This window comes from Anatilimnocola aggregata (genome assembly GCF_007747655.1).
Lineage (GTDB): Bacteria > Planctomycetota > Planctomycetia > Pirellulales > Pirellulaceae > Anatilimnocola > Anatilimnocola aggregata.
Map to the genome: position 1 here is coordinate 3,976,719 of NZ_CP036274.1, position 20,395 is coordinate 3,997,113.

A 20,395-nucleotide genomic window follows, 5' to 3' on the forward strand; every position below is an offset into this window, starting at 1 on the left:
TTAAACTTGCGGCGCTAACTATATCGTGCGAAATGCGCGCCGCGGCCGCCGCAGTTTGCGAACTGGGGGAACGTTCGCGTGCTAGTTGACCGCAATTCGGCTGGCCGACGAGTCTCGTTGATGCTTACTACCGCGGCACCGTACAGAATAGGGATAGTCGCTCGGACTCCAATCAGGCAGGAAACTCAGCGCCGCCGCGACCGTCACGAAGAGTGCGGCTGGCAAGAGAATGAAGTAGCCCAGAGTAGCTGAAAGCGAAACGCTGATCGCGGCTCCGAAAACAAACGCTAAGACTTTACCGCCGCGGAGCGCGGCTCCCCGCAGTGCTTTCCAGCGCTCGTGGTGGCGGCTCAATACCGCGGTGCCTAAGTGGATTCCTAGATCGGTCATCGGGCCGGTCAAATGAGTGGTGCGAACCGCGAGCCCGGTAGTCGAGGCAACTGCAGCGTTCTGCATGCCCATCGAAAACGCGAGAATGGAAAGTAAGACGACCGGCGGCGGATCACTTGCCACGGTGCCCCCAAAAACGCCAAACCAACCTGCACCGCCGCCAATAGCCACGCCGCTCAGTAGCATCGCAACAGCCACCAGAGGTGTTGCCCAGCGCGTGCGAGAACTGGAATTCGCTCGCAGTTGAATGGTGATGGTAGCTGCAATCGCGCCGGCTAAAAATGCGATCAGAACTGCCGCATATTCGAAGGCCAACGCCGCGTGCCACCACTCAATGCCAAGCCTCGTCAATGTTCCTGTGACATGGGTTACAAACTGTTGACAGGTTAGAAACGCAAAGCCATTAACAATTCCAGCTGCTGCCGACAGAAGCAGCCAGCTGGGAACGTGGCGTGGCGAGTAGATTGTTTCCGGCGTATGAAGTGTCATGTTCATTTGGGCGCTCCGCAGAAGTCAGTTAGTCTCCAACTCCGAGGTCCAACCAAAAGCACTCGAAAACAAGATCGACTTCACTCGAATAGTGTCGGCGAAGCGCTGCCAGCAATTCTTCCGCTTCGCGGCGCAACCTCGCGAAGTCTGGTAGATCGCCGTTTGTCTCCAGATCCGAACTTAGCCGCCGTATCGATTGAAGCAAACGGACATGGTCGAGCCTCAGTTTTTCAACACGCATGGGGATGGAACCTTGGGCAATATCTAGTTCCGCGAACAGGCCTCTTTCGCCTTCAGCGGACGCGATGTGCCGTTGTAAGCTTTTCTCAACCTCGACCAGTTCGTTCGCTGCCCTGTTCGCCCATTCTCGCTCGCGCCCAGGGGCCGGAGATGCCAGAGCAGCCTCAAGTTGATGCATGCATTCAATCAGGTCGTCGTGTTCCAGCCGTGTCCGTTCTGAGAGTTCGACCTGGTACGAGTGATTGACAGGCAATAGTTTTTCGTTGTTTGGTTGGAGTGACATGATGTTACCTCCGTAGTAAAGGCGGGCGCTGTGTCGCGCTCGACGAGACTTGAAGTTTTCGCGCAGATCGCAATTTAGCGTCGTGCGAATCCAGATCGGAGATTTACCGTATCCCGCCAACGCGGAATCGATGAGGGCAAGGGTGGGCACGAATCACCGAAGGGAGAGTGCTACCATGCGGATCATTCATGGCACAGTGCGGTGATACAATTCTGGCCTTCGCCTCATCGATTCCAGCGGCGAAATGCACTTACACGCTCTTCACAGCAATCCGTCGCGGCTGCACGCTAGGATGCTTGGGCAATGTGAGCTCAAGCACGCCGTCCTTTAGTACTGCCTCGATGCGGTCGCCGTCGATACCTTCACCCAGCGAAAAGCTGCGGTAGAAGTCGCCGATGCCGTACTCCTGCGTCCAATACTCGACCTTACCTTGACGCGGCGGGGCCTTCCCCCAGATTCGCAACTCGCCATCCTCGTATTGAATTTCGAGTTGCTCGGAGGAGACGCCTGGCAGATCACCCGTCAGATGGAAGGCGGCTTCTTCTTCCCAGATGTCAAATCGCGGAGTGTAAGTCAGCGTCGAGCGTTCCTGGTTCGTGACACGTTGTGTTTGTCGAACTTGCATGGTTGTGTTGGACATGATCTTTTTCTCCTGTTAACAAACGCAGTCTCGTTGAAGTCAATTTGCTCGCTCAGACTTTTGCGACTTCAATGCGTCGCGGCTGGCTCTTGGCCGCTTTCGGCAACGTAATGAGCAGCACGCCGTCCTTGAAGTTGGCCATGACCTGCTCTTCCTGTACGGGTTCCGGAAGTGCGATTTGCCGCTCAAACGAGCCGAAGCCACGTTCGCGGCGGATCCACTTCCGCTGTTCGTTCTGCTCGTCGATGGAGCGCGAGCCTTGAATCGTCAGAACCTGGCCATCGGAAAGGGTGATGTTCAACGAGTCCGCAGAGAATCCAGGGAGCTCCGCTTCGACATAGTAATTCGCCTCATCGTTCCAGCCGTTCAGCGCTGGGAAAGTCGAGCGCGAGTACGACGGACGAGCTGCCCGGCTCAGTTCATCAATGAGACTGAAGGAACGCTGCATCTCGCCCAGCAGTTCCAGCGGTGATACACGATTAAGCAACATGGTACATTCCTCCTTTCGAGATTGATTTGAAACGAACGAAGGCCGGCTCACCGCAGGGGACGACCGGCGAGGTAGATACCGCTCAAGCGGTGAAGCCGGTGACCGACGGGATTTGTCAGCCGATGTCAGATTGACATTTTCATGCCTTTAATCGGCAAGAAAGCAACGGCTGTGCCGAACCGATGTCGGCAAGCGAAAGGCTTTAGGCTGAAATAATTTGCGCAAAAACAACGGTTGGAGATCGCGGAGACCATTAACACGCGCTGTCATTTTGACCGAGGGAGTTGGCTTACAGAGCCGCTACTCAAGGTCGGCCACTTGCCCTGCCGCTTGTTGCACTGGTGGGCGAAGTGGCCGGACGGTGGACACTTCGAAGCAACTTCGCACGGTCCTACTAAAACTTACCAGCATCCCCGTACCCCATTCCACCGACTCAAATCCACCCAAGGACTGCCGTCTCGACAAAACGCCACGGGATTGCTAACCGCCGAGCGGCGGGGTGCTTCCGGGATCTGCTCAGTGATTAACCGTGCACCAGTCAGATGCCCGGCAGCACAGGCGTTATTGATCGCTTCCACCCAGTGATTGTCCTTGCGGATCCGCTCCCACCGCGTGACCACACCCACGCCGCTGATGAACTCTTCGACTTTCGTCTCGGTGTTGAGCGAATTCCGAAATCCCGACTAGTCTGGATTTCACCGTCGCCCGTTCATACACCGCGTGCGATCTGACTGTCACCACGGGTATGGGGTAATTCGCCATCTGAATTGGGCCACAGTGTAGGGGCGGGAAGTCGAAGTCTTTAACTGTCCGCGATAGCGTTCGAAATTATGCGCCTTAAATTCCGGTCTATCTTGGGCAGCTTCTGTTTCAGCTGGAAAAACTCCTGCCAGGGATTTCGCTTAAGTGATTCCAATCGCTGTCGGGCGTTTTGTACTGTCCAGAAATCGGACGCCAGTCGTGGCGACAGTTCTTTCCAACTGATGGGCATCGAGACCGGGGCTTGGCTCTTGGCCCGAGTGGAATAGGGTGCGATTGCAGTAGAACCACGATCGTTTCGCAGGTAATCGATAAAGATCTTTCCTCGACGGGCAGCCTTCGACATTTTGGCCACGTAGCAGTCGGGATATTCTTGCGCAAGCAGCTGGGCAATCGTTTGGCTAAACTCCTTCGCCTTTTTCCAATCAGCGCGCCTCGGTGACAAAGGGGCGACGACATGTAGCCCCTTGCCCCCAGTGAGTTTCGGAAATGTCTGCAGATCGAGTGCGGAAAGCAGGTCACGAATCAAGAAGGCTGTTTCAACCACTTTGCTCCACGGCACATCGGGCGCGGGATCAAGATCGAACACCAGCCAATCGGGATACTCGAGACGGTCTGCGCGCGAGCCCCAAACGTGAATCTCTAGTACTCCCATCTGCGCAAGCGACAACAGGCCCGGCAGATCGTCCGCGACGAGATAGGTTACGCGCTCGTGCTTCTCGTCAATTTCAATGCGTCGCAAGGCAGCCGGCGTGCCTGCGGCAGCGTGTTTTTGAAAGAAGCACGACTTGGCTTGTCCCTCGGGACAGCGGAGCAAACTGAGCGGACGATTTTCCAAATACGGCAGCATCCAGTCCGCGACTTGCTGGCAATAACTCGCCAGATCGAGTTTCGTGAGACCTAAGTCGGGATACAAAATGCGAGCAGGATTGGTGAAGGGAAAGTCGATAGCCGATTTGGATTTGCTGGGAGAAGATTTGATAGCTTGCTTGCGAGTTGGCAGCGGATTGCTTTCTCGATCGGGAGCCAATGATTCTGGTGGACCAACGGAGCGCGCCGTTTTATCTTCACGCCTACCGAGGAAAACCGGATGCCGCAACACGGCTTCTTCAGTCCACCCTGTGAACTGAATCTGGGCGACGAGTTGCGGTAGCACCCAGCGCACCTCGGGGCCGCGCTCGCGGGTAGGAATCGGATCGAAGGGACACTCCTGGACAATTCTTTCGTCCAGTTCTGCGCGTAGTGATGTCAGCAGTCGGGAATCGAAACCCGTCCCCACGCGTCCCGCATACTTAAATTTGCGTCCATGAAAATAACCGAGCAGCAACGTACCGAATCTACGATTGTCCGCAGCTGAAGCCGTAAAGCCACCGATGACGAGTTCTTCCTGCTTTAGGCATTTGATCTTAAGCCAATCGTTACTCCGACCAGATGAATAGGGGCGATCGCCGCGTTTCGAGATTATTCCTTCGAGCCCCAGTCGGCAACTGTGCGCTAAGAATGTGCTGCCGTCACCGGATAGGTGATCGCTAAAACGTAATCGACCAGCGCCTGACTTGGGCAACAGTGCTTTTAGCCGTCGCTTCCGCTCGATGAGTGGCAAGGGACGCAGATCCTCACCATTCAATTCCAGCAGATCGAAGACGTAGTAAACTAGCGGCTGTGACTCACTTCCCTGCAAAGCGTTTTGCAACGCTTGAAAGTTACTGACGCCATTTTCAGACAGCGCCACAATCTCTCCATCCAGGATCGCTGAACTTGCAGATAATTCAACGATGGCTGCAGAGATTCCAGAAAATCGGTGGGTCCAGTCAAGTCGATTGCGAGTCCAGAGCTTAGCTTCACCATTTGAGAGCGTGCAAATCAATCGATAACCGTCGTACTTGATTTCATGTAGCCATTCATCGCCAGTTGGAACGATCGTTGCAAGTTTCGCCAATTGCGGAGCCACGCGCTTCTGTTTGCCAGAGAAAGTCGTGCCTTTGGAGTTTCGCTTTGTCGGTGCCCGCGTCTTCGCTCTCGCGGCGACTTTTGGGGCACCACGCCTCTCTTTTTCTGTAGTCCGCCGTGTCTGTCGGTATTGGGCGGGATTGCCTTGGACGATCGTCGCGAGACTTCGTCCGGTAATGACGCTCTCCGGCGAGGAGTCAGTTAATTCCGTGCCATCTTTGTTTGCCGCAGCATCGTGGCGTTTGATCAGGAGCCAATTCTTTCCCCCCTCGCGTCCCCGGAGTTGAATCAGCCTCCAATTGCCGGAGAGCTTTTCGCCATGCAACTCGAATTCCAGGTTACCCTTCTGGAGGGATTCGCGCGGATCATTCACTGGAGTCCAAATGCCGCGATCCCAAACGATGACTTCGCCGGCGCCGTATTCACCCGCGGGGATCGTTCCTTCGAACTTGGCGTATTCCAGTGGATGATCTTCCACAGCGACGGCTAGTCGTTTTTGTGATGGATTCAAGCTAGGCCCTTTGGGCACTGCCCAGCTCTTCAAGACGCCACCCAGTTCCAAGCGAACGTCATAATGCAGGCGTGAAGCGGCGTGCTTTTGCACTACAAACGTCAGTTTGGCGTTTCCCGCTTGTTTCTTGCGTCGTCCCGTTCCTTTCGGCTCGGCGGTCTTTCGAAAGTGGCGCTTGCGCTGATATTCGGCCAAGCTCATGGATACACCAGCGAGGGAACAAGAGTCTGCGGAAGGTTCCAAAAACTGCAGATTCAAAGGCATCAGCCACTTTTTCGGCGTTTGGGCGCTGCCTTCCGGCGATTCGCGCTGGTCATTCGCGGACCAGCCGACTTCTTACCGCGGCGCGTGTCGTTACTGCTGACTGCGGCAACACTCTTCTTCAAGGCGTCCATTAAATTGATGATCGGCGGCTCTTCCTCAGCCGGGGCCATGACGATTTTCTTCCCTGCGACCTTCGCTTCGATTAGTTCCGTCAAGGATTCGACATAATCATCCTTGAAAGCCGCGATGCTAAACTTTGGTCGGATAAATGCCTTGAGTAGCGTGCGTGTCAGCCTAATTTCGGCATCTTCTAGTGCTGGTGTCTCGAGTTCATCATTCAAAGCCTGTGGATGCAGCACCTCGGCGTCGAATTTAAGTGCCGTCATTGAGAGGAGGTTTTCGACGGGTCGAATCAACACCAACTCCTCGCGGCCATAGAGCACGGCCTTCGCAATTGCACACCGCTTGTCTTCCGCGAGCGACTGCTGAAGTAAAGCATAGGGCCGTTGGCCCACCGCGCCGTCGGGCAACAAATAATACGCTTTCTCGGTGTAGTAAAGCGGGTCTACCGTATCCGCTTTAACAACAGCTTCAATGTTCACCGCCCGTTCGCCCCTACTCCGCAATGCTTTCAGTTCTTTTGGATCGATCACGACGTATTGCTTATCCGCATATTCATACGCGGAGACGATCTCGTCGTTCGGGGTTTGCCCATGTACAGGGCAGACTTTTTGATATTGAATTCGGCTGTGACATTCGCGATGCAATTGGTGCAGGCGAATCGTATCCGCTCCGGTATTGGCAGAGTAACCTTTCACCGGAACAGAAACGAAGCTGAGCTTGAGGTAGCCTTTCCAGGTGGACCGAGGCATGGATAAAACTCCGTAGGCCCGCCCCGCGGCCGAATTAAGAGCAACCGCGGAGAATAGACCGGGTCACAAGCAGGGCGAAGCTAGCAATGCAAGCACCATGCCGAATTCGAAGCCAAAATGCGCCATTGGAAGTGATACTTGCGTCGAGCCAGTGGTTTCGCCTCAAAATCCCGACTAGTCTGGATTTCACCGTCGCCGCATGTGCTCGGGGATGGTCGCTTGTTTCCGTGCGGTCTGCTCCGCCAATTGCCGCGCCGTCGGACGTTCAGCCAATTCCCGCAGGGAGATTCGCTTCCGCTCGATCTTGGTCCCCGTTTCCAGATGCACGCCGAGCATGGACGCCGCCAACCGCATTTCCCACGAGACAATCGAACCAGTGGTTGTCGGGATGGTTGGGGCGAGCTTTCCATTCTTCCACCGTTCTTCCGCGGCCTTGAGTGGTAACCGGGTACTCTGCGGTGAGATGCTCAGACAATAACCGGTGCCGGTTGGGCTCCGTCCCGAAGATCGACAGACAGCTCCGGTCGCCCATAGCCACGGCAAGGCGGGCGAAAACAAAACGTCTTCCAGTAGTTCGTGTCGTAGGTCACATGGCGGCAGGCACGTTTTCCGTAGGTGCTTGGGATCCGCCAGTTGTGGCCGACGCGTTCGCCCGGTTGCCGCTTGTACTCGGCGAAGGGGACGCTCGCGGCGCCGACGTACCGCCCGTGACTCGGCATCAGCACACCACCGAACGTCGAGCGGCGGCAGAATTCGTACACCGTATCCGTCGAAGCGCGCCAGTTCGCATCGATCAGGCAGGCTCCGATCCTGAGGATGCCACCACCTTCTTGCTGCCATTCGCGGCCGAGCAGGTCTGCCGTCAGTCCTTGCAGTCCGGCGAAGATTGCTCCTTCCTGAGCGGTGCCGGGTGCCACGGACAGTAGCGTGGGGTTGGCGTCTCGCAGGGTGAAGTAATCGCGACGCTGGTCCGGATAGCTGCCGTAGTCGATGACGTAACCCGAGAAGTCTTCGGTCCATGCGCACACGAGGTAGTACAGCAGGTTGACTTGGACGTCGATGTAGGCGGTAAGCTGCGTGCAACTGCTCGGAACCGTGGCTCGCGGCATCCGGTTAAGCTTGGCGGCGATATCTTCTGCGGACAGGAGAGTGGAAAACGGAACCGCTTCGGGGAGCGGCTCATTGTGGTATTCCGCGAAGAAAGCTGCTTCGTTCTGCAGCCTGAGGTTCATCGCATGTTGAATGGCGGAGGCTTCGTCCTCGTTGAACCGGGCTGGCCGGGCGATCCGAGCACCAGCATCCATTTCAGTTTGATGCTCGATGTAGAACGCGGTCGCGTTGTACAGACCGAGCTCGGCCCTGAGTCCATCTGCCCGAAGCTGAGCGTATTCTTCCCACAGCTTCTCGTTGGTGGGGAACGAGTAGATCATCTTCGTTCGCTCACCCTGCCACTGCGGATGCTTGTCGCGGTCGAGGATGCGATCTGCCATGTCACCGGGACGGATCACCGTGCAGGGCATGATGCCCGAGATCTTCTGACCGGGACCAGCCAGGCCAAGGACGGCGCCAGCGAGAATGCTTTCACGCTGAGCACATTGACTGAGGGACCGGGCGGATTCATCGGTCTGCGGGTCATCGAGAACTACCAGCGACGGACGAACCGTCTGACCATCGGCACGCTTGTGCTTCATGCCACGGATGCGACCCGTGAGGCCGGCCACCTTGATCACCGCGGCGCTGGCGGGACTCGCGGGCATCGTGGGCAGAACGATTTCCTTCGCCGTCCAACTGATGTGGGTGCGTTCACCCTGGTAGAGCTGACCGCTGCACCGGTTGGCGATTCCGTCCAGTGCGCGAATCGGATAGACCACTTCGGGGTAGTCTTCCAGGAGCAGATCGTTCCCTTCGAGCTCGGTCTTGATCGACTCCAGCATCTCGGCGGCATGCCCTTCGTCCGAGCCGATCAGACACACGAACTGTCGGTGCCCGAAGAGGAGTGCCCAGATACACGCGACTTCGCAGAGGCTACTCTTGCCGGAGCCACGCGGCATCGCCATCGCGAACAGGCCACCTTCAATCACCGCCTTCTGGATCTTGCGAATGACTTTCAGGTGGTCGTCCGACCAAGGATGGTGAAACGTGGTGTGAAAGTACTCTTCACAGAAGAACTGGAAGTCGTCCTGGGCGCGGGCCTTCCGCTGGGGATTCACAACCTCAGGTAGTTCACCGATATCGCGACCAGCGAGGGACAATGCAGCGTTACGTGCTCGGGCTCGGTCTTTCAGTTCCTCATACGGATCGACTTCGAACTCGGGTTTGGGAGCGTGCGTCTGCTCGACGAGCCAACCGACGTAGCGGAGCAGATCGACGTGCTGACCATCACCGATCCGTAAGCCTGCGCGGTTGCGATGGCGCAGGAGCTGTCGTTCGCTGATCACTTCACCGAGCGTGGTGGAGTTGAGCAGGCGGCAGAGTTCGCCGGGGCGGAGTTTGCGTGGATCAGCTACCACTGGCCAACTCCTTCACGAGCCATGCGGCGTAATGCACCAGATTCAGGGTGCCGTCGGCGTTGGTGCGTGGCCAGACCTGCAATCGCTTCTCGAAAGCATTCAGGATCTCCGGGATGTGGTCATTAAATTGCGTGCGAGGGAGAGAAGAGGGTGCAGTCAACTCCCGGTCGTTATCCACCGACGAACGCCAAGCACTCAAAATGCCTCCCCGGCGCGCGGTTAAGTGCGAAGCCAATGTCGCCAGCTGCACATCAGTATTTTGATTGCGATCCATGTTGCCATCCTCGATTCGGTCAGCTTGCACGCCCGCGATCCCACCGGAGTCTTTAAGCTTAGCGGTTAGCTGAGAACCTCATTCTACCGCGTTCCTGGATTCAGGTTCGACACCATCTAGTTGTCAGCCGGGCAGCGGCCACCCGCTTCCACAGCGTAAGCACCGAATCGCCTTGTCCCGCATTGAAATCGACGGCTATGCGGCGGCATGCAAACTGCTTCGGACCGACGCGGCAACTGCAAATCGGTCGATGTGAGCTGCGCGACCCACTAGAGACGCTGAAATGGTCGGGGGGAGCAAGCCAATTTTAGCCGTGCGCGTTCGCCGGTCTGGGTTGTCCTCCACGAGCGACGGGTGGAATCGCACCTATCCGATTCAATCGTTTCGTACACGTTGAGGCCAACCTTGGTATCTTGAAGGCCAACCTTACGCGGCAAATTAGAGTGCGCGCAGATGCGGGACGATTTCAATACACCGCCGCAACAAGGCGATTGACGCCAACTGTAGGCGGTATTTACGACGAGAAGTCGGATCAGATTTAGTGATGTGCACATGACCTCCACTTCGCCCACGACATGGGAGCTGGCGCGGCGATTAATCGCCCTCGAAGCTCCGCGCGATGCTGGGCCAGATGCGAGCGACAGCCAAGCAGGTCGCGTCTGTGAAAAGTTAAGGCAGCCGCTCGCCCGATTTGCCGGCGTCGCTGGCTATCGCTCTCTGATTTCGCGGGCGGTCGCGATGGCGAAGGCCAAAGCCCCTTTGCTTGAACCGTTGCAGGTCCAGCCGGACGGCTCCTTGCAGGGCTTCCATGGGGTCGAGCAAAGCGATGGCGAGTTAGGAACCGTTGTCGTGGTTTACCTGCTCAGTCTGCTGGTGGAGTTTATTGGCACGCCTCTGACAATCAGTCTGGTACGCGACGCGTGGCCTGACGCTTCGTTAGATGAGCTGGAATGGGGAGCGGAGGAAAAATCGTGAGCGCAGACGATCCGGTGAAGATCCGAAAGCTGTCGACGGGAGTGCCAGGCTTCGATGAGATCCTAGGTGGCGGGCTGCCTGAGTACTCGTTCAATATCATTGCGGGCTCGCCCGGGGGCGGAAAGACGACTCTTGCGCACCAGGTGATGTTCGCGAATGCCACACCAGAGCGGCCAGCGCTGTACTTTACCGTGCTGGGCGAGCCGCCGATCAAAATGCTCCGGTACCAGCAGCAGTTCAGTTTCTTCGACCGGACAAAACTGAACACCGCGGTCCGCTTCATCAATCTGAGCGAGGTGGTGCTGGAGAAAGATCTGGACGCAGTGCTGACGGCAATCGTCAAAGAGGTCGAGGCCGCAAACCCCGGCATCGTCGTCGTGGACTCATTCCGCACGGTGGTTCGCAAGGCCACGGGCGGCACTGGCGAGGCAGACCTGCAAGCCTTTGTCCAACGGCTGGCATTGCATCTGACGAGTTGGCAGGCGACGACATTTCTCATTGGGGAGTATACCGAGGGGGAAATTCGCGATAATCCGGTGTTCACCGTGGCCGACGGTCTGTTCTGGCTCTCCCAACAGGTGGAGCGGAACTCGATCGTGCGGAAACTTCAAATCATGAAGCTCCGGGGCCAGGCATCCGTGCCAGGGTTGCACACGCTACGCATCACTGCCGATGGGATCCAGACCTTCCCGCGTACCTTCGGTCTGACGGGGCGGAGGAAGAGAACTCACGAACAGCGGCGGTTATCATCCGGGATCACCGAACTGGACTCGATGCTCGGCGGCGGAATTCCGGAAGGAGACAGCCTGCTCATCGCCGGGCCCTCGGGTTCGGGGAAGTCAGTCTTCGCCACTCAGTTCATCGCCGAGGGCCTGCGTCTGGGGGAGTCTGGGATCGTCGCAATTTTCGAGGAACGCCCGGAGGAGTATGCAGGGCGAGCCGAGACTTTAGGGATGGATTTCGAGACGCCGCAACAAAACGGCAAGCTGAGCATTCTCTATCTCCGGCCGCTCGACCTCTCGGTCGATGAGACGATGCGTGAAATTATCGATGCCGTGGAGCGTACCGGGGCGAAGCGGCTAGTGATCGACTCGCTGGCTGGGTTCGAACTGGCACTGGCGCCCGGCTTCCGGGAAGACTTCCGCGAGTCGCTCTATCGGATGATCGGGGCGCTGACACGGACCGGCGTTACCATTGTCAGCACCGTGGAGTTGGTCGAGAGCTTCACCGAGCTAGCGCTCAGCCCCTATTCGATCTCGTTCCTTAGCGATGACATTATCCGCTTGCGCTACGTCGAGATTGAAGGCCAACTTCGCAAGGTCCTGATGGTCGTCAAGATGCGCGGCGGCAATCACAGCAAGGACATTCGCGAGTACGAGATTACGTCGAACGGTTTACAGATCGGCGAACGGTTGAAAGGTTATCGCGGCCTAATAACGGGTGTTCCCGAACGACTCACCGGAGGATCTAGCGACGACGGCGAAGAGACCACTAGTACGCAGGACAGCAAAGAATAGGAGGGGGTAGTGCACACAGAACCCGACTGCGATGCCGTGGAGCACGTGCCGCCAATTCCCCGACTCTGCCGGTACTTGTCCGAATTGTCGCCTCAGCCGATGGTGGCCGTGGATGGGACAACGCATATCGTGTCGTATGTGAATCCCGCGTTCATCCAGCTGGTCGGGAAAGCGGGAACGGATCTCGTTGGCCGGCCATTTGCCGATGCAGTCCCCGAGGGAGCCCGGAACGGATGCCTGGAACTGCTCGACCGTGTCTTTCGCACCGGTGTCGCCGAAAATCTGGGGGAGCAGGAACACCGCCAACTGCAGCCCCAACCCGTTTATTGGTCATACGCGATGTGGGCGATCCTAGGCGCAAACGAGCAACCGGTCGGCGTCATGATCCAGGTAACGGATACCACCGAGACCGCGCTTTTCCGTCAGAAGTCTGTTGCGATGAACGAGTCCCTCCTCATCTCCGCAAAGCGGCAACATGAACTCACGGAAGTTGCGGAAGCGCTCAGTGTGAGGCTGCAGTCTGCGGTTCGCGGTCGAGACCACTTTCTCGCGGTACTAAGCCATGAGCTTCGCAATCCCCTCTCCGCGTTCAGCACCGGACTACAACTCCTCAAGCTGAGTGCAGGGGATCTGGACCTGGCAGAAAATACCAGAGACATGATGGAACGACAGTTGAGGCAGATGTTGCGATTAGTCGACGACTTGCTCGACATCAGCCGCATCACGACAGGCAAATTGAAACTCCACAAGGAGAGTGTTGGGCTTGCGTCAGTCGTGCGTGATGCCGTGGAGGCAAGCCGCGCGCAAATCGAGAGTGGGGGTCACCACTTGACCGTTACGCTACCGCCGAGCCCGATCATGCTCGACGGCGACCCTGCTCGACTCTCCCAAGTATTCCTGAACTTACTGAACAACGCTGCCAAATACAGTGAGCCGGGCGGGAGCATCCAGCTAACCGCCAGGCTAGATGGTAGCGAAGTTGAGATCAGCGTTCGGGACAAAGGAATCGGAATCCCCGCAGCGAAACTCCCTCACATTTTTGAAGCGTTTGTGCAAGTGGACACATCATGGCGACGCACGCAGGGCGGGATGGGAATCGGATTGTCGCTAGTTAAAGAATTCGTCGAACTGCACGGCGGACGAGTAGAGGTTCGCAGTGAGGGTCTCGGACAAGGCAGCGAGTTCCTCGTGCGCTTTCCAGTATTTGTGGGCGCTGCCGTCGAGCCGATCGACCGCTTAGAGATCCCGAGCGGGCCGCGCCGACGCATCCTTGTAGTGGACGATAACAGGGACGCAGCGGCAACGCTTGCCATGATGCTGAAAATCATGGGACACGAGGTACGAAAGGCGGATGAAGGAGAGGCGGCTGTGACCGCCGCGGAGGAATTCCGACCGGAACTAGTTCTGATGGATCTGGGGATGCCAAACGTGGACGGCTTTGAAGCTGCCCGCCGCATTCGGGCACAGCCGTGGGGGCAAAAAATAATCCTCGTAGCCCTTACTGGATGGGGCGCTGAGCGTGACCGACAGCGAACGCAGGAGGCCGGGTTCAATCGGCACCTCGTCAAGCCTGTGGAGATGGACGCACTGATGAGAATGCTCGCGGAAATGCCACTTTCTTGACATGACCGTTTGATCTGAACAAAACGCGCGATTTCAAGATTCTTACGGGGAACTTCTGCCGCAAATAATTGACGCTTCGGTCGGCCACGCCAGTTGCAGCTCGGCCGTTGTTGCCCGCCAGGTTGAGACTTGCCAGGGTCGAATTGGATGATTTGAAAGTGCAGCAGGTGAGATCACAATAAACGGCACCAATTGCCTTTTGTTTGCAAAACTCAAATGCTCGCTCCGAATAGAGCACCTACACCCGCGGTGAGCGCCATGGCGAGCACGCCCCAAAAAGTGACCCGCAGTGCGGCTTTAACCACCGGCGCGCCGCCGACGTAGGCCCCAAATCCGCCCAAGAGTGCGAGGAACAGAATCGACGTGCTGATGACCACCGGGATTAAGGCAACTCTAGGGGTGACGAGCGCCGCCAGCAGTGGCATCGCTGCACCGACGGCGAAAGTAGCCGCCGAGGCGAAGGCCGCCTGCACGGGCCTGGCTGTCGTTATGTCTGAAATGCCGAGTTCGTCTCGGGCATGAGCAGTTAACGCGTCGTGAGCCATTAGTTGATTCGCGACCTGTTTTGCCAAGGACGCGTCGAGTCCTCGCTTCACGTAGATCCCGGCCAACTCTTCCCGTTCGTTCTGATTGTCTGTCGCGAGTTCCTGGCGTTCTCGCGAAAGGTCCGCTTGCTCCGTATCCGCTTGCGAACTAACGGACACATACTCACCGGCCGCCATTGACATGGCACCCGCCACTAGACCGGCGACGCCTGTAACCAGGATGTCGCTATTCGCTGTGTTGGCTGCGGCCACACCGACGACGAGACTTGCCGTGGAGACAATCCCATCATTGGCGCCGAGAACTGCCGCACGCAGCCAGCCAATACGATCGGTGCGATGTGTCTCTAGGTGTAATGCTCTCAAGTGTGTCTCCTTCGACGAATAATTGTGGACATCGTAGCACGGTGGCGCCCGATAAGTTCGTTTAGCTCGCTCCACTAAGGAACACGGCAGTCGTTGAGCACTAGTCAGGTTGTCCCGGCGAACAACCAGTGTGCACCCATCGCGCGCTGAAGTTGGCCGTAGTGCGTCTTCGCACAGTGGCCGTCCAGGTCCCACGCGCAAATCCCGCCAATTTGCGCAAAAACAAAGATCGATGCCAGCGGCGCAATTAATGCTCTGCAGTCGGGCGGAGTAACAAACCATGAAATCATCTGCGCCGATGCGAACGATGGTCAACGAGGCAGATGCCGAGTTGGCACACCAGGTGAAGCGCTCTCTGAACACGAATCGTAGCGGCTTCCAGCGAATCGATGTCCAAGTTGATGCCGGGGCAGTCCGGCTCACAGGCTTAGTCCGCTCGTACTTCCTGCGACAGGTCGCGGTTTCGATTACAAAGCAGGTGAGTGGAGTACGACAAGTTTTGGATGAGCTCGCGGTCGATTGTAATGAGGGTGCGCACTGCACCCATTAAGATCAAATTGGTTCTATACCTTCGCTGGGGCTTACATAGAGAGATTTGAAATGATTGGCACAGTCTTGATCGTGCTTTTGATCCTGTTTCTGCTGGGTGCGTTGCCTACTTGGCCGCACAGTCGCAGCTGGGGCTACGGCCCGACTGGTGGCCTAGGGTTGGTGCTCATCATCGTGATCATCCTGATACTTTTGGGCAGAATCTGAGCGCGGGTGTCATTCGAGGGACAGGAAAAGTGAAGTCATGAGTGATAGCGTCAGTAAATTTGTTGATAGCGTCCATGAAAAACTTGAATCCCTACAAGGTCGAATGGATTCGTTAAGGGCAAACATTGGGACAACCTGGCATTCCTTGCAGGATGAACTTGCTGAAACCGGCCAAAGGGGCGAAGAGTCGAAGCCGTCCGTCATGAAGGCTTACGCCGCCTTGGAGCAGTGGCGGAAGGACAAATTGGCCGAAGCGAAAAGCACGATCGCGCAATGGATCGAGAATCGCGAGGCTCAGAAACTCGCAACCCGCGCAGAAAAGGCAGAGGCGTGTGCAGCGCTAGCCATCCAGATCGCTCAGGCGAGCATTGACGATGCCGAACATATGATCTTGGAAGCGATCTCTGCCAGGCTGGATGCAGAAGCAGTCGCACATCACTGACCTATTCAACTCCTGAACGAAAGACGAAGCAATTGACGGGAAGAGAGGAACATGTTAACTGCAGATTTGGCCGAGAAAACCCGCGGCGGAATGGGCGCCATACCGTATGGAGCCGGCGTGGCTTTCCGCGTTTGGGCGCCGCACGCAAATGCGGTGTATGTGACAGGCTCTTTCAATAACTGGTCGCCCGATTCACACCCGATGACGAAGGAGGAAGGCGGCTACTGGTATGCGAATATCTCTGCAGCCGCTATCGGTAACGAATATCGTTATCGCATTGTGAACGGCGGAAAGCAATTCTTGCGCTGCGACCCATATGCTCGTCAGGTTGTGAGTTCGATCGGTAACTCCATCGTTCATGACCCAAACTTTGACTGGGCTGGAGACGACTTCCACCTCCCTGCGGTCAACGAACTCGTGATTTATGAAATGCACTTGGGGACCTTTCATAATGACCAGGACGAGAAGTCGGATAAGTTTGCCGAAGTTGTCCAGAAAGTCGAGTATCTCAAGCAATTAGGGGTAAACGTCATCGAAGTGATGCCTTTAGCCGAGTTCCCAGGCAGCTTGTCGTGGGGATACAACCCAGCTTGCGTATTCGCCATCGAATCCGATTACGGCGGCCCCGTTGGTCTGAAGCGGTTTGTCAAAGGCATGCATCAGGCCGGAATCGGGGTGATCCTGGATGTAGTCTATAACCACTTTGGACCGAGCGACTTAGACCTGTGGCAATTTGATGGTTGGAGTGAAAACGGGCGGGGGGGCATCTATTTTTACAACGATTGGCACGCAGATACCCCCTGGGGCTCAACTCGCCCCGACTATGGTCGTCAGGAAGTACGACAGTTCATACGCGATAACGCAATGATGTGGCTGGAGGAATATCACCTCGACGGTCTGCGACTCGACATGACGCTGTTTATGCGCAATGTGCATGGCAACGGTGATACAAACGGCGACTTACCGGATGGCTGGAGTCTGATCCAGTGGATTAATCGCGACGTACGACAAAATTTTCCCGGTCGCATCACCATTGCCGAGGACTTGCAAACTGACGATCGACTAACGAAGCCTGTGGATCAGGGAGGCGCAGGGTTTACGGCACAATGGGGAGCTCGATTCGTGCATCCCATTCGAGCGGCCGTCATCACACCTGACGACAAACAGCGGTCCTTAGACAGTGTTCGTCGCGCCATCGAAGGCCGCTACAACGGCGACCCGTTTCAACGAGTCATCTATAGCGAGTCGCATGATGAAATCGCGAACGGAAAGTCCCGAGTCGCTTCGGAAATCGACCCGCACAATCCCGAAAGCTGGGCGGCCCAGAAACGCTCCACCCTGGCTGCAGCCCTCGTGCTCACGTCCCCCGGCATTCCGATGCTATTTCAAGGCCAAGAGTTTCTCGAAGATGGCTGGTTTCAGGATTCAGTCCCGCTCGACTGGCACAAGTCGGAGGAGTTTAGCGGACTCGTGCGGATGTATCGAGACTTGATTCAGTTGCGTCTCAACAGGTTCGGGACGACACGCGGTTTGACGGGGTCGGGACTGAACACATTTCATCAGAATCAGGCCGAGAATGTCATCGCTTTTCATCGCTGGCACCAAGGGGGCCCCGGCGACGACGTAATTGTCGTCGTAAATCTCTCCCATCAAGCTCACGAAGGCTACAAGCTGGGATTTCCCGCACCGGGAACTTGGAGATTGCGACTGAACAGCGATTGGAACGGTTATAGCCGCGGCTTCGGAAACCAATCAGCCTCCGATGCGAACGCTGGAATGGAATCGCAAGATATGGGTCCAAACCCGCGCGTGGAGGTACGCGATGGGTTTCCTGCGGTGGGAACCGTGAACATCGGCCCCTATACGGTGTTAATTTTCTCGCAAGACAAATCCGTGGTATGACAACCACGACCAAAGCGTAGAAACGTAATTTGCCAATCAAAGAAAGTGAGTGGGCGATGAGGGGATTTATACAAGACATCGAGGAACTTACCGTCAAGAATGAAAACTTTCGGCAAGTGTTGTATACGGCTAAGAACTGTCAATTGGTCCTCATGGCTCTCAAGCCCAAGGAGGAGATCGGGGCGGAAGTCCATACGCTCGACCAGTTCTTTCGCGTCGAGGAAGGGACCGGTGAAGCGGTGCTCGATGGCGTGCGAACTCCGATCCGAGCCGGCTTTGCGGTTGTAGTGCCGGCTGGAGCCAATCACAACATCATCAATACCGGCAAGGATCCGATGAAGCTGTACACTCTTTATTCGCCGCCGAATCATCGCGATGGCGTCGTCCACCACACGCGCGCTGAAGCCGAAGCCGATAATGAACACTTCGACGGGAAAACGTCAGAATTGCAATTAACCAACAAAGACAACGGGTTGCAAAAGTCCTAATCGTGAGCGAGCTAATCGCAACCTCTGAACCCAACCCATCACAGGGCGAGGAGATTGCTAACAGCGTGAGCCATGCAGTGGGTGTGATTGCTGCTTTGGTTGCCGGGCCGCTACTTATCATTCAGGCTAGCGAACACGGCAAACCATGGGGCCTGAGCAGTGCGATCGTCTTTGTGACGAGCATTCTCGTGATGTACGCGACATCGACGCTCTATCATGCGCTGCCGCAGAGCAGTGCCAAACGATTCTTTCGTACCCTGGAGCACTGCGCGATCTTTCTGCTCATCGCTGGCACCTATACACCGTTCACGCTGGTCGCACTCCGCGGAGCATGGGGCTGGGCGATTTTTGGCATCGTTTGGACACTGGCCACCATGGGGATTTTCCTCCAGTGGGTGGGTCAGACGAATCGCCGTTGGCTGCCGGGCGTGCTCTATTTGGGATTGGCCTGGGTCATCGTGCTCGCCATTCGGCCACTCTCGCTCCATTTGTCCCACGCAGGTCTAATGTGGTTGCTCGCCGGTGGTGTTGCCTACACCGCGGGCATGGCATTCTTTGCTGCGAAGTGGGTTCCGTATTTCCATTTCGTCTGGCACTTATTCGTCCTGGCAGGAACTACCTGCCACTTCATCGCAATTTGGCAATATGTGATCTAACGGATCGCCACCTCTGAATCTCACCTCTGGGAAGACTTTTTATGATCAAACTCGGTTTCTACGGTGCTGCGGGCGAAGTGACCGGCTCGTGCTATGTGCTTACGACCGATCGTGCCCGGGTGATGATCGACATGGGCATGCACCAGGGAGAGCGAGAGGCCGACGATCACAATCGACGAATGCCTCCTATCGACCCCGCCCAGTTGGATGCAGTTGTTCTTACACATGCCCACCTGGATCACTGCGGCCGCCTGCCGTTGCTGAACAAGAACGGGTATCGAGGGAGAATTCACTGTACGGACGCCACGGCGGATGTCACCGCCATCATTCTGCGCGATTCCGCCGGAATCCAAGCTGAGGATTGCCTGCGCTTCAACCGCCGGCTTCGCCGCGGAGAGGAACCCTGCCAAGAACCACTCTATAGTGTGCCAGAGACCGAGCAGACTCTGCGACAACTTTCGGCCGTAGGCTATGATCAGGTGACAGCGATCGCTGATGGGATCTCCATCAAGTTTATCGACGCGGGACACATTCTCGGCGCTGCTAGCGTGCAGATGATTGTGCAAGACGGATCGCGCACGATCACCTTTGTGTTCTCGGGTGATGTAGGAGTGTCTGGATCGCCCATTCTGCGTGATCCCACGACACCACTGCCTGCGGACGTGGTAATCCTCGAATCGACCTACGGTGACCGCGATCATAAGCCGCTCGATAAGACTCGCGACGAGTTGCTCGCGATTCTCAAAGACGCTCAGTCCGTAGGAGGCAAAGTTCTAATCCCTGCGTTCGCCGTCGGCCGAACTCAGGATCTCGTCTTTCATATCGGCGAGTTTCTCCGGGAAGGCAAGCTCCCGAGCGTTCGTGTCTATGTCGACAGCCCAATGGCCACGTCGGTTTCTGACCTCTATGCCCGCCACAAAGACGTGTACGACGAACGAGCCACACAACTGCTAGCCGATCACATGTTGCCGCTGAGTTTTCCCGGGCTGATCTATACTCGGACGGTCGAGGAATCGAAGCGACTCAACGAGACGAGGGGTTCGATGGTCATCATTTCCGCCCGTGGAATGTGCACCGGTGGCCGCATCATGCACCACCTATACCATGATCTTGGCAATCCTGAGACCCACGTGGTCATCGCCGGCTATCAAGGGCAAGGAACGCTGGGTCGTCGGCTGGTGGATGGCGCTCGGACCGTGAACATTTTTCGCGAAGCAATTCCAGTCCGCGCCAAGGTCCACACGCTGGGCGGCTTCTCAGCGCACGCCGGTCAGTCTGCATTGCTCACCTGAGCCGTTCCGTTCCAATCCAGTAAGCCCCGGATGTTCTTGACGCACGGCGAAGATGGCCCGCGAATGGCTTTGCACGATCAACTTGTTTCCCGACTAGGCCTGCAATCGACGATGCCTAAATACGGCGAGGAAGTAGAACTGTGACATTTGAATCTGTCCTTCGC

General features: G+C 56.7%; 20 protein-coding genes. 10 read left to right on the plus strand and 10 right to left on the minus strand.

What is annotated here, in order from left to right; translation table 11 throughout:
* Window positions 1-81: 81 nt before the first annotated feature.
* The 9 genes from ETAA8_RS15050 to ETAA8_RS15085 form a co-directional block, all read right to left on the minus strand.
* On the minus strand, window positions 82-885 hold the full coding sequence (locus tag ETAA8_RS15050) for a YoaK family protein (protein WP_145089671.1): 804 nt from the start codon (window positions 883-885) through the stop codon (window positions 82-84).
* Window positions 886-907: 22 nt separating this feature from the next.
* Window positions 908-1,552 (minus strand): hemerythrin domain-containing protein, encoded by a 645-nt coding sequence (locus ETAA8_RS15055; protein ID WP_202921849.1) that lies wholly within the window; start codon window positions 1,550-1,552, stop codon window positions 908-910.
* Between the two features lie 100 nt (window positions 1,553-1,652).
* A complete protein-coding gene (locus tag ETAA8_RS15060) occupies window positions 1,653-2,042 on the minus strand; it encodes an Hsp20/alpha crystallin family protein (protein ID WP_238397772.1) in 390 nt (129 codons plus the stop codon).
* 52 nt (window positions 2,043-2,094) lie between these two features.
* Window positions 2,095-2,532, minus strand: a complete 438-nt coding sequence (locus ETAA8_RS15065) for an Hsp20/alpha crystallin family protein (RefSeq protein ID WP_145089677.1) — start codon at window positions 2,530-2,532, stop codon at window positions 2,095-2,097.
* An 802-nt stretch (window positions 2,533-3,334) separates the two neighbouring features.
* A complete protein-coding gene (gene ligD / locus ETAA8_RS15070) occupies window positions 3,335-5,953 on the minus strand; it encodes a DNA ligase D (protein WP_202921850.1) in 2,619 nt (872 codons plus the stop codon).
* Between the two features lie 62 nt (window positions 5,954-6,015).
* Window positions 6,016-6,888, minus strand: coding sequence for a non-homologous end joining protein Ku (gene ku / locus ETAA8_RS15075; RefSeq protein WP_145089683.1), 873 nt, complete (start codon window positions 6,886-6,888; stop codon window positions 6,016-6,018).
* 186 nt (window positions 6,889-7,074) lie between these two features.
* Window positions 7,075-7,224, minus strand: coding sequence for a hypothetical protein (locus ETAA8_RS34645; protein ID WP_202921851.1), 150 nt, complete (start codon window positions 7,222-7,224; stop codon window positions 7,075-7,077).
* A gap of 131 nt (window positions 7,225-7,355) precedes the next feature.
* On the minus strand, window positions 7,356-9,398 hold the full coding sequence (locus ETAA8_RS15080) for a terminase gpA endonuclease subunit (RefSeq protein WP_145089686.1): 2,043 nt from the start codon (window positions 9,396-9,398) through the stop codon (window positions 7,356-7,358).
* Window positions 9,388-9,672, minus strand: coding sequence for a hypothetical protein (locus ETAA8_RS15085; RefSeq protein WP_145089689.1), 285 nt, complete (start codon window positions 9,670-9,672; stop codon window positions 9,388-9,390). Before ETAA8_RS15085 ends, ETAA8_RS15080 begins: the two co-directional genes overlap by 11 nt.
* 552 nt (window positions 9,673-10,224) lie before the next feature.
* Between ETAA8_RS15085 and ETAA8_RS15090 the strand changes: the two genes are divergently transcribed.
* From ETAA8_RS15090 to ETAA8_RS15100, 3 genes are all read left to right on the plus strand, one after another.
* Window positions 10,225-10,647, plus strand: a complete 423-nt coding sequence (locus ETAA8_RS15090; protein ID WP_145089692.1) for a hypothetical protein — start codon at window positions 10,225-10,227, stop codon at window positions 10,645-10,647.
* Window positions 10,644-12,164, plus strand: a complete 1,521-nt coding sequence (locus ETAA8_RS15095; RefSeq protein WP_145089695.1) for an ATPase domain-containing protein — start codon at window positions 10,644-10,646, stop codon at window positions 12,162-12,164. Before ETAA8_RS15090 ends, ETAA8_RS15095 begins: the two co-directional genes overlap by 4 nt.
* Window positions 12,165-12,239: 75 nt before the next feature.
* Window positions 12,240-13,787, plus strand: coding sequence for a hybrid sensor histidine kinase/response regulator (locus tag ETAA8_RS15100; RefSeq protein ID WP_145089697.1), 1,548 nt, complete (start codon window positions 12,240-12,242; stop codon window positions 13,785-13,787).
* Between the two features lie 212 nt (window positions 13,788-13,999).
* Here ETAA8_RS15100 and ETAA8_RS15105 read toward each other — a convergent pair whose 3' ends face one another.
* Window positions 14,000-14,695, minus strand: a complete 696-nt coding sequence (locus ETAA8_RS15105) for a VIT1/CCC1 transporter family protein (RefSeq protein ID WP_238397773.1) — start codon at window positions 14,693-14,695, stop codon at window positions 14,000-14,002.
* A gap of 307 nt (window positions 14,696-15,002) precedes the next feature.
* On the opposite strand from ETAA8_RS15105, the gene ETAA8_RS35910 reads away from it, so the two are divergent.
* The 7 genes from ETAA8_RS35910 (at window position 15,003) to ETAA8_RS15140 (ending at window position 20,231) form a co-directional block, all read left to right on the plus strand.
* Complete coding sequence (locus ETAA8_RS35910; protein WP_391484821.1) at window positions 15,003-15,245, plus strand: BON domain-containing protein; 243 nt, start codon at window positions 15,003-15,005, stop codon at window positions 15,243-15,245.
* Between the two features lie 50 nt (window positions 15,246-15,295).
* On the plus strand, window positions 15,296-15,451 hold the full coding sequence (locus ETAA8_RS15115; RefSeq protein ID WP_145089707.1) for a DUF3309 family protein: 156 nt from the start codon (window positions 15,296-15,298) through the stop codon (window positions 15,449-15,451).
* Window positions 15,452-15,653: 202 nt separating this feature from the next.
* Window positions 15,654-15,893: a hypothetical protein gene (locus tag ETAA8_RS15120; RefSeq protein ID WP_145089710.1), complete on the plus strand. Its 240-nt coding sequence runs from the start codon at window positions 15,654-15,656 to the stop codon at window positions 15,891-15,893.
* A gap of 51 nt (window positions 15,894-15,944) precedes the next feature.
* Window positions 15,945-17,795, plus strand: coding sequence for an alpha-amylase family glycosyl hydrolase (locus ETAA8_RS15125; protein WP_145089713.1), 1,851 nt, complete (start codon window positions 15,945-15,947; stop codon window positions 17,793-17,795).
* A gap of 56 nt (window positions 17,796-17,851) precedes the next feature.
* Complete coding sequence (locus ETAA8_RS15130) at window positions 17,852-18,283, plus strand: cupin domain-containing protein (protein ID WP_145089716.1); 432 nt, start codon at window positions 17,852-17,854, stop codon at window positions 18,281-18,283.
* Between the two features lie 2 nt (window positions 18,284-18,285).
* Window positions 18,286-18,939 (plus strand): PAQR family membrane homeostasis protein TrhA, encoded by a 654-nt coding sequence (gene trhA, locus ETAA8_RS15135; protein ID WP_145089719.1) that lies wholly within the window; start codon window positions 18,286-18,288, stop codon window positions 18,937-18,939.
* 41 nt (window positions 18,940-18,980) lie between these two features.
* Window positions 18,981-20,231, plus strand: coding sequence for an MBL fold metallo-hydrolase (locus tag ETAA8_RS15140; RefSeq protein ID WP_145089721.1), 1,251 nt, complete (start codon window positions 18,981-18,983; stop codon window positions 20,229-20,231).
* The last annotated feature ends 164 nt before the right edge of the window (window positions 20,232-20,395 follow it).

What these genes read in the sequence shown, in the direction of transcription:
- ETAA8_RS15050 (WP_145089671.1), bottom strand. Translation starts at nt 885, where the DNA reads ATGAACATGACACTTCATACGCCGGAAACAATCTACTCGCCACGCCAC.
- ETAA8_RS15060 (WP_238397772.1), bottom strand. Translation starts at nt 2,042, where the DNA reads ATGTCCAACACAACCATGCAAGTTCGACAAACACAACGTGTCACGAAC.
- ETAA8_RS15065 (WP_145089677.1), bottom strand. Translation starts at nt 2,532, where the DNA reads ATGTTGCTTAATCGTGTATCACCGCTGGAACTGCTGGGCGAGATGCAG.
- ligD (WP_202921850.1), bottom strand. Translation starts at nt 5,953, where the DNA reads ATGAGCTTGGCCGAATATCAGCGCAAGCGCCACTTTCGAAAGACCGCC.
- ku (WP_145089683.1), bottom strand. Translation starts at nt 6,888, where the DNA reads ATGCCTCGGTCCACCTGGAAAGGCTACCTCAAGCTCAGCTTCGTTTCT.
- ETAA8_RS34645 (WP_202921851.1), bottom strand. Translation starts at nt 7,224, where the DNA reads ATGCTCGGCGTGCATCTGGAAACGGGGACCAAGATCGAGCGGAAGCGA.
- ETAA8_RS15085 (WP_145089689.1), bottom strand. Translation starts at nt 9,672, where the DNA reads ATGGATCGCAATCAAAATACTGATGTGCAGCTGGCGACATTGGCTTCG.
- ETAA8_RS15090 (WP_145089692.1), top strand. Translation starts at nt 10,225, where the DNA reads ATGACCTCCACTTCGCCCACGACATGGGAGCTGGCGCGGCGATTAATC.
- ETAA8_RS35910 (WP_391484821.1), top strand. Translation starts at nt 15,003, where the DNA reads ATGGTCAACGAGGCAGATGCCGAGTTGGCACACCAGGTGAAGCGCTCT.
- ETAA8_RS15115 (WP_145089707.1), top strand. Translation starts at nt 15,296, where the DNA reads ATGATTGGCACAGTCTTGATCGTGCTTTTGATCCTGTTTCTGCTGGGT.
- ETAA8_RS15120 (WP_145089710.1), top strand. Translation starts at nt 15,654, where the DNA reads ATGAAGGCTTACGCCGCCTTGGAGCAGTGGCGGAAGGACAAATTGGCC.
- ETAA8_RS15125 (WP_145089713.1), top strand. Translation starts at nt 15,945, where the DNA reads ATGTTAACTGCAGATTTGGCCGAGAAAACCCGCGGCGGAATGGGCGCC.
- ETAA8_RS15130 (WP_145089716.1), top strand. Translation starts at nt 17,852, where the DNA reads ATGAGGGGATTTATACAAGACATCGAGGAACTTACCGTCAAGAATGAA.
- ETAA8_RS15140 (WP_145089721.1), top strand. Translation starts at nt 18,981, where the DNA reads ATGATCAAACTCGGTTTCTACGGTGCTGCGGGCGAAGTGACCGGCTCG.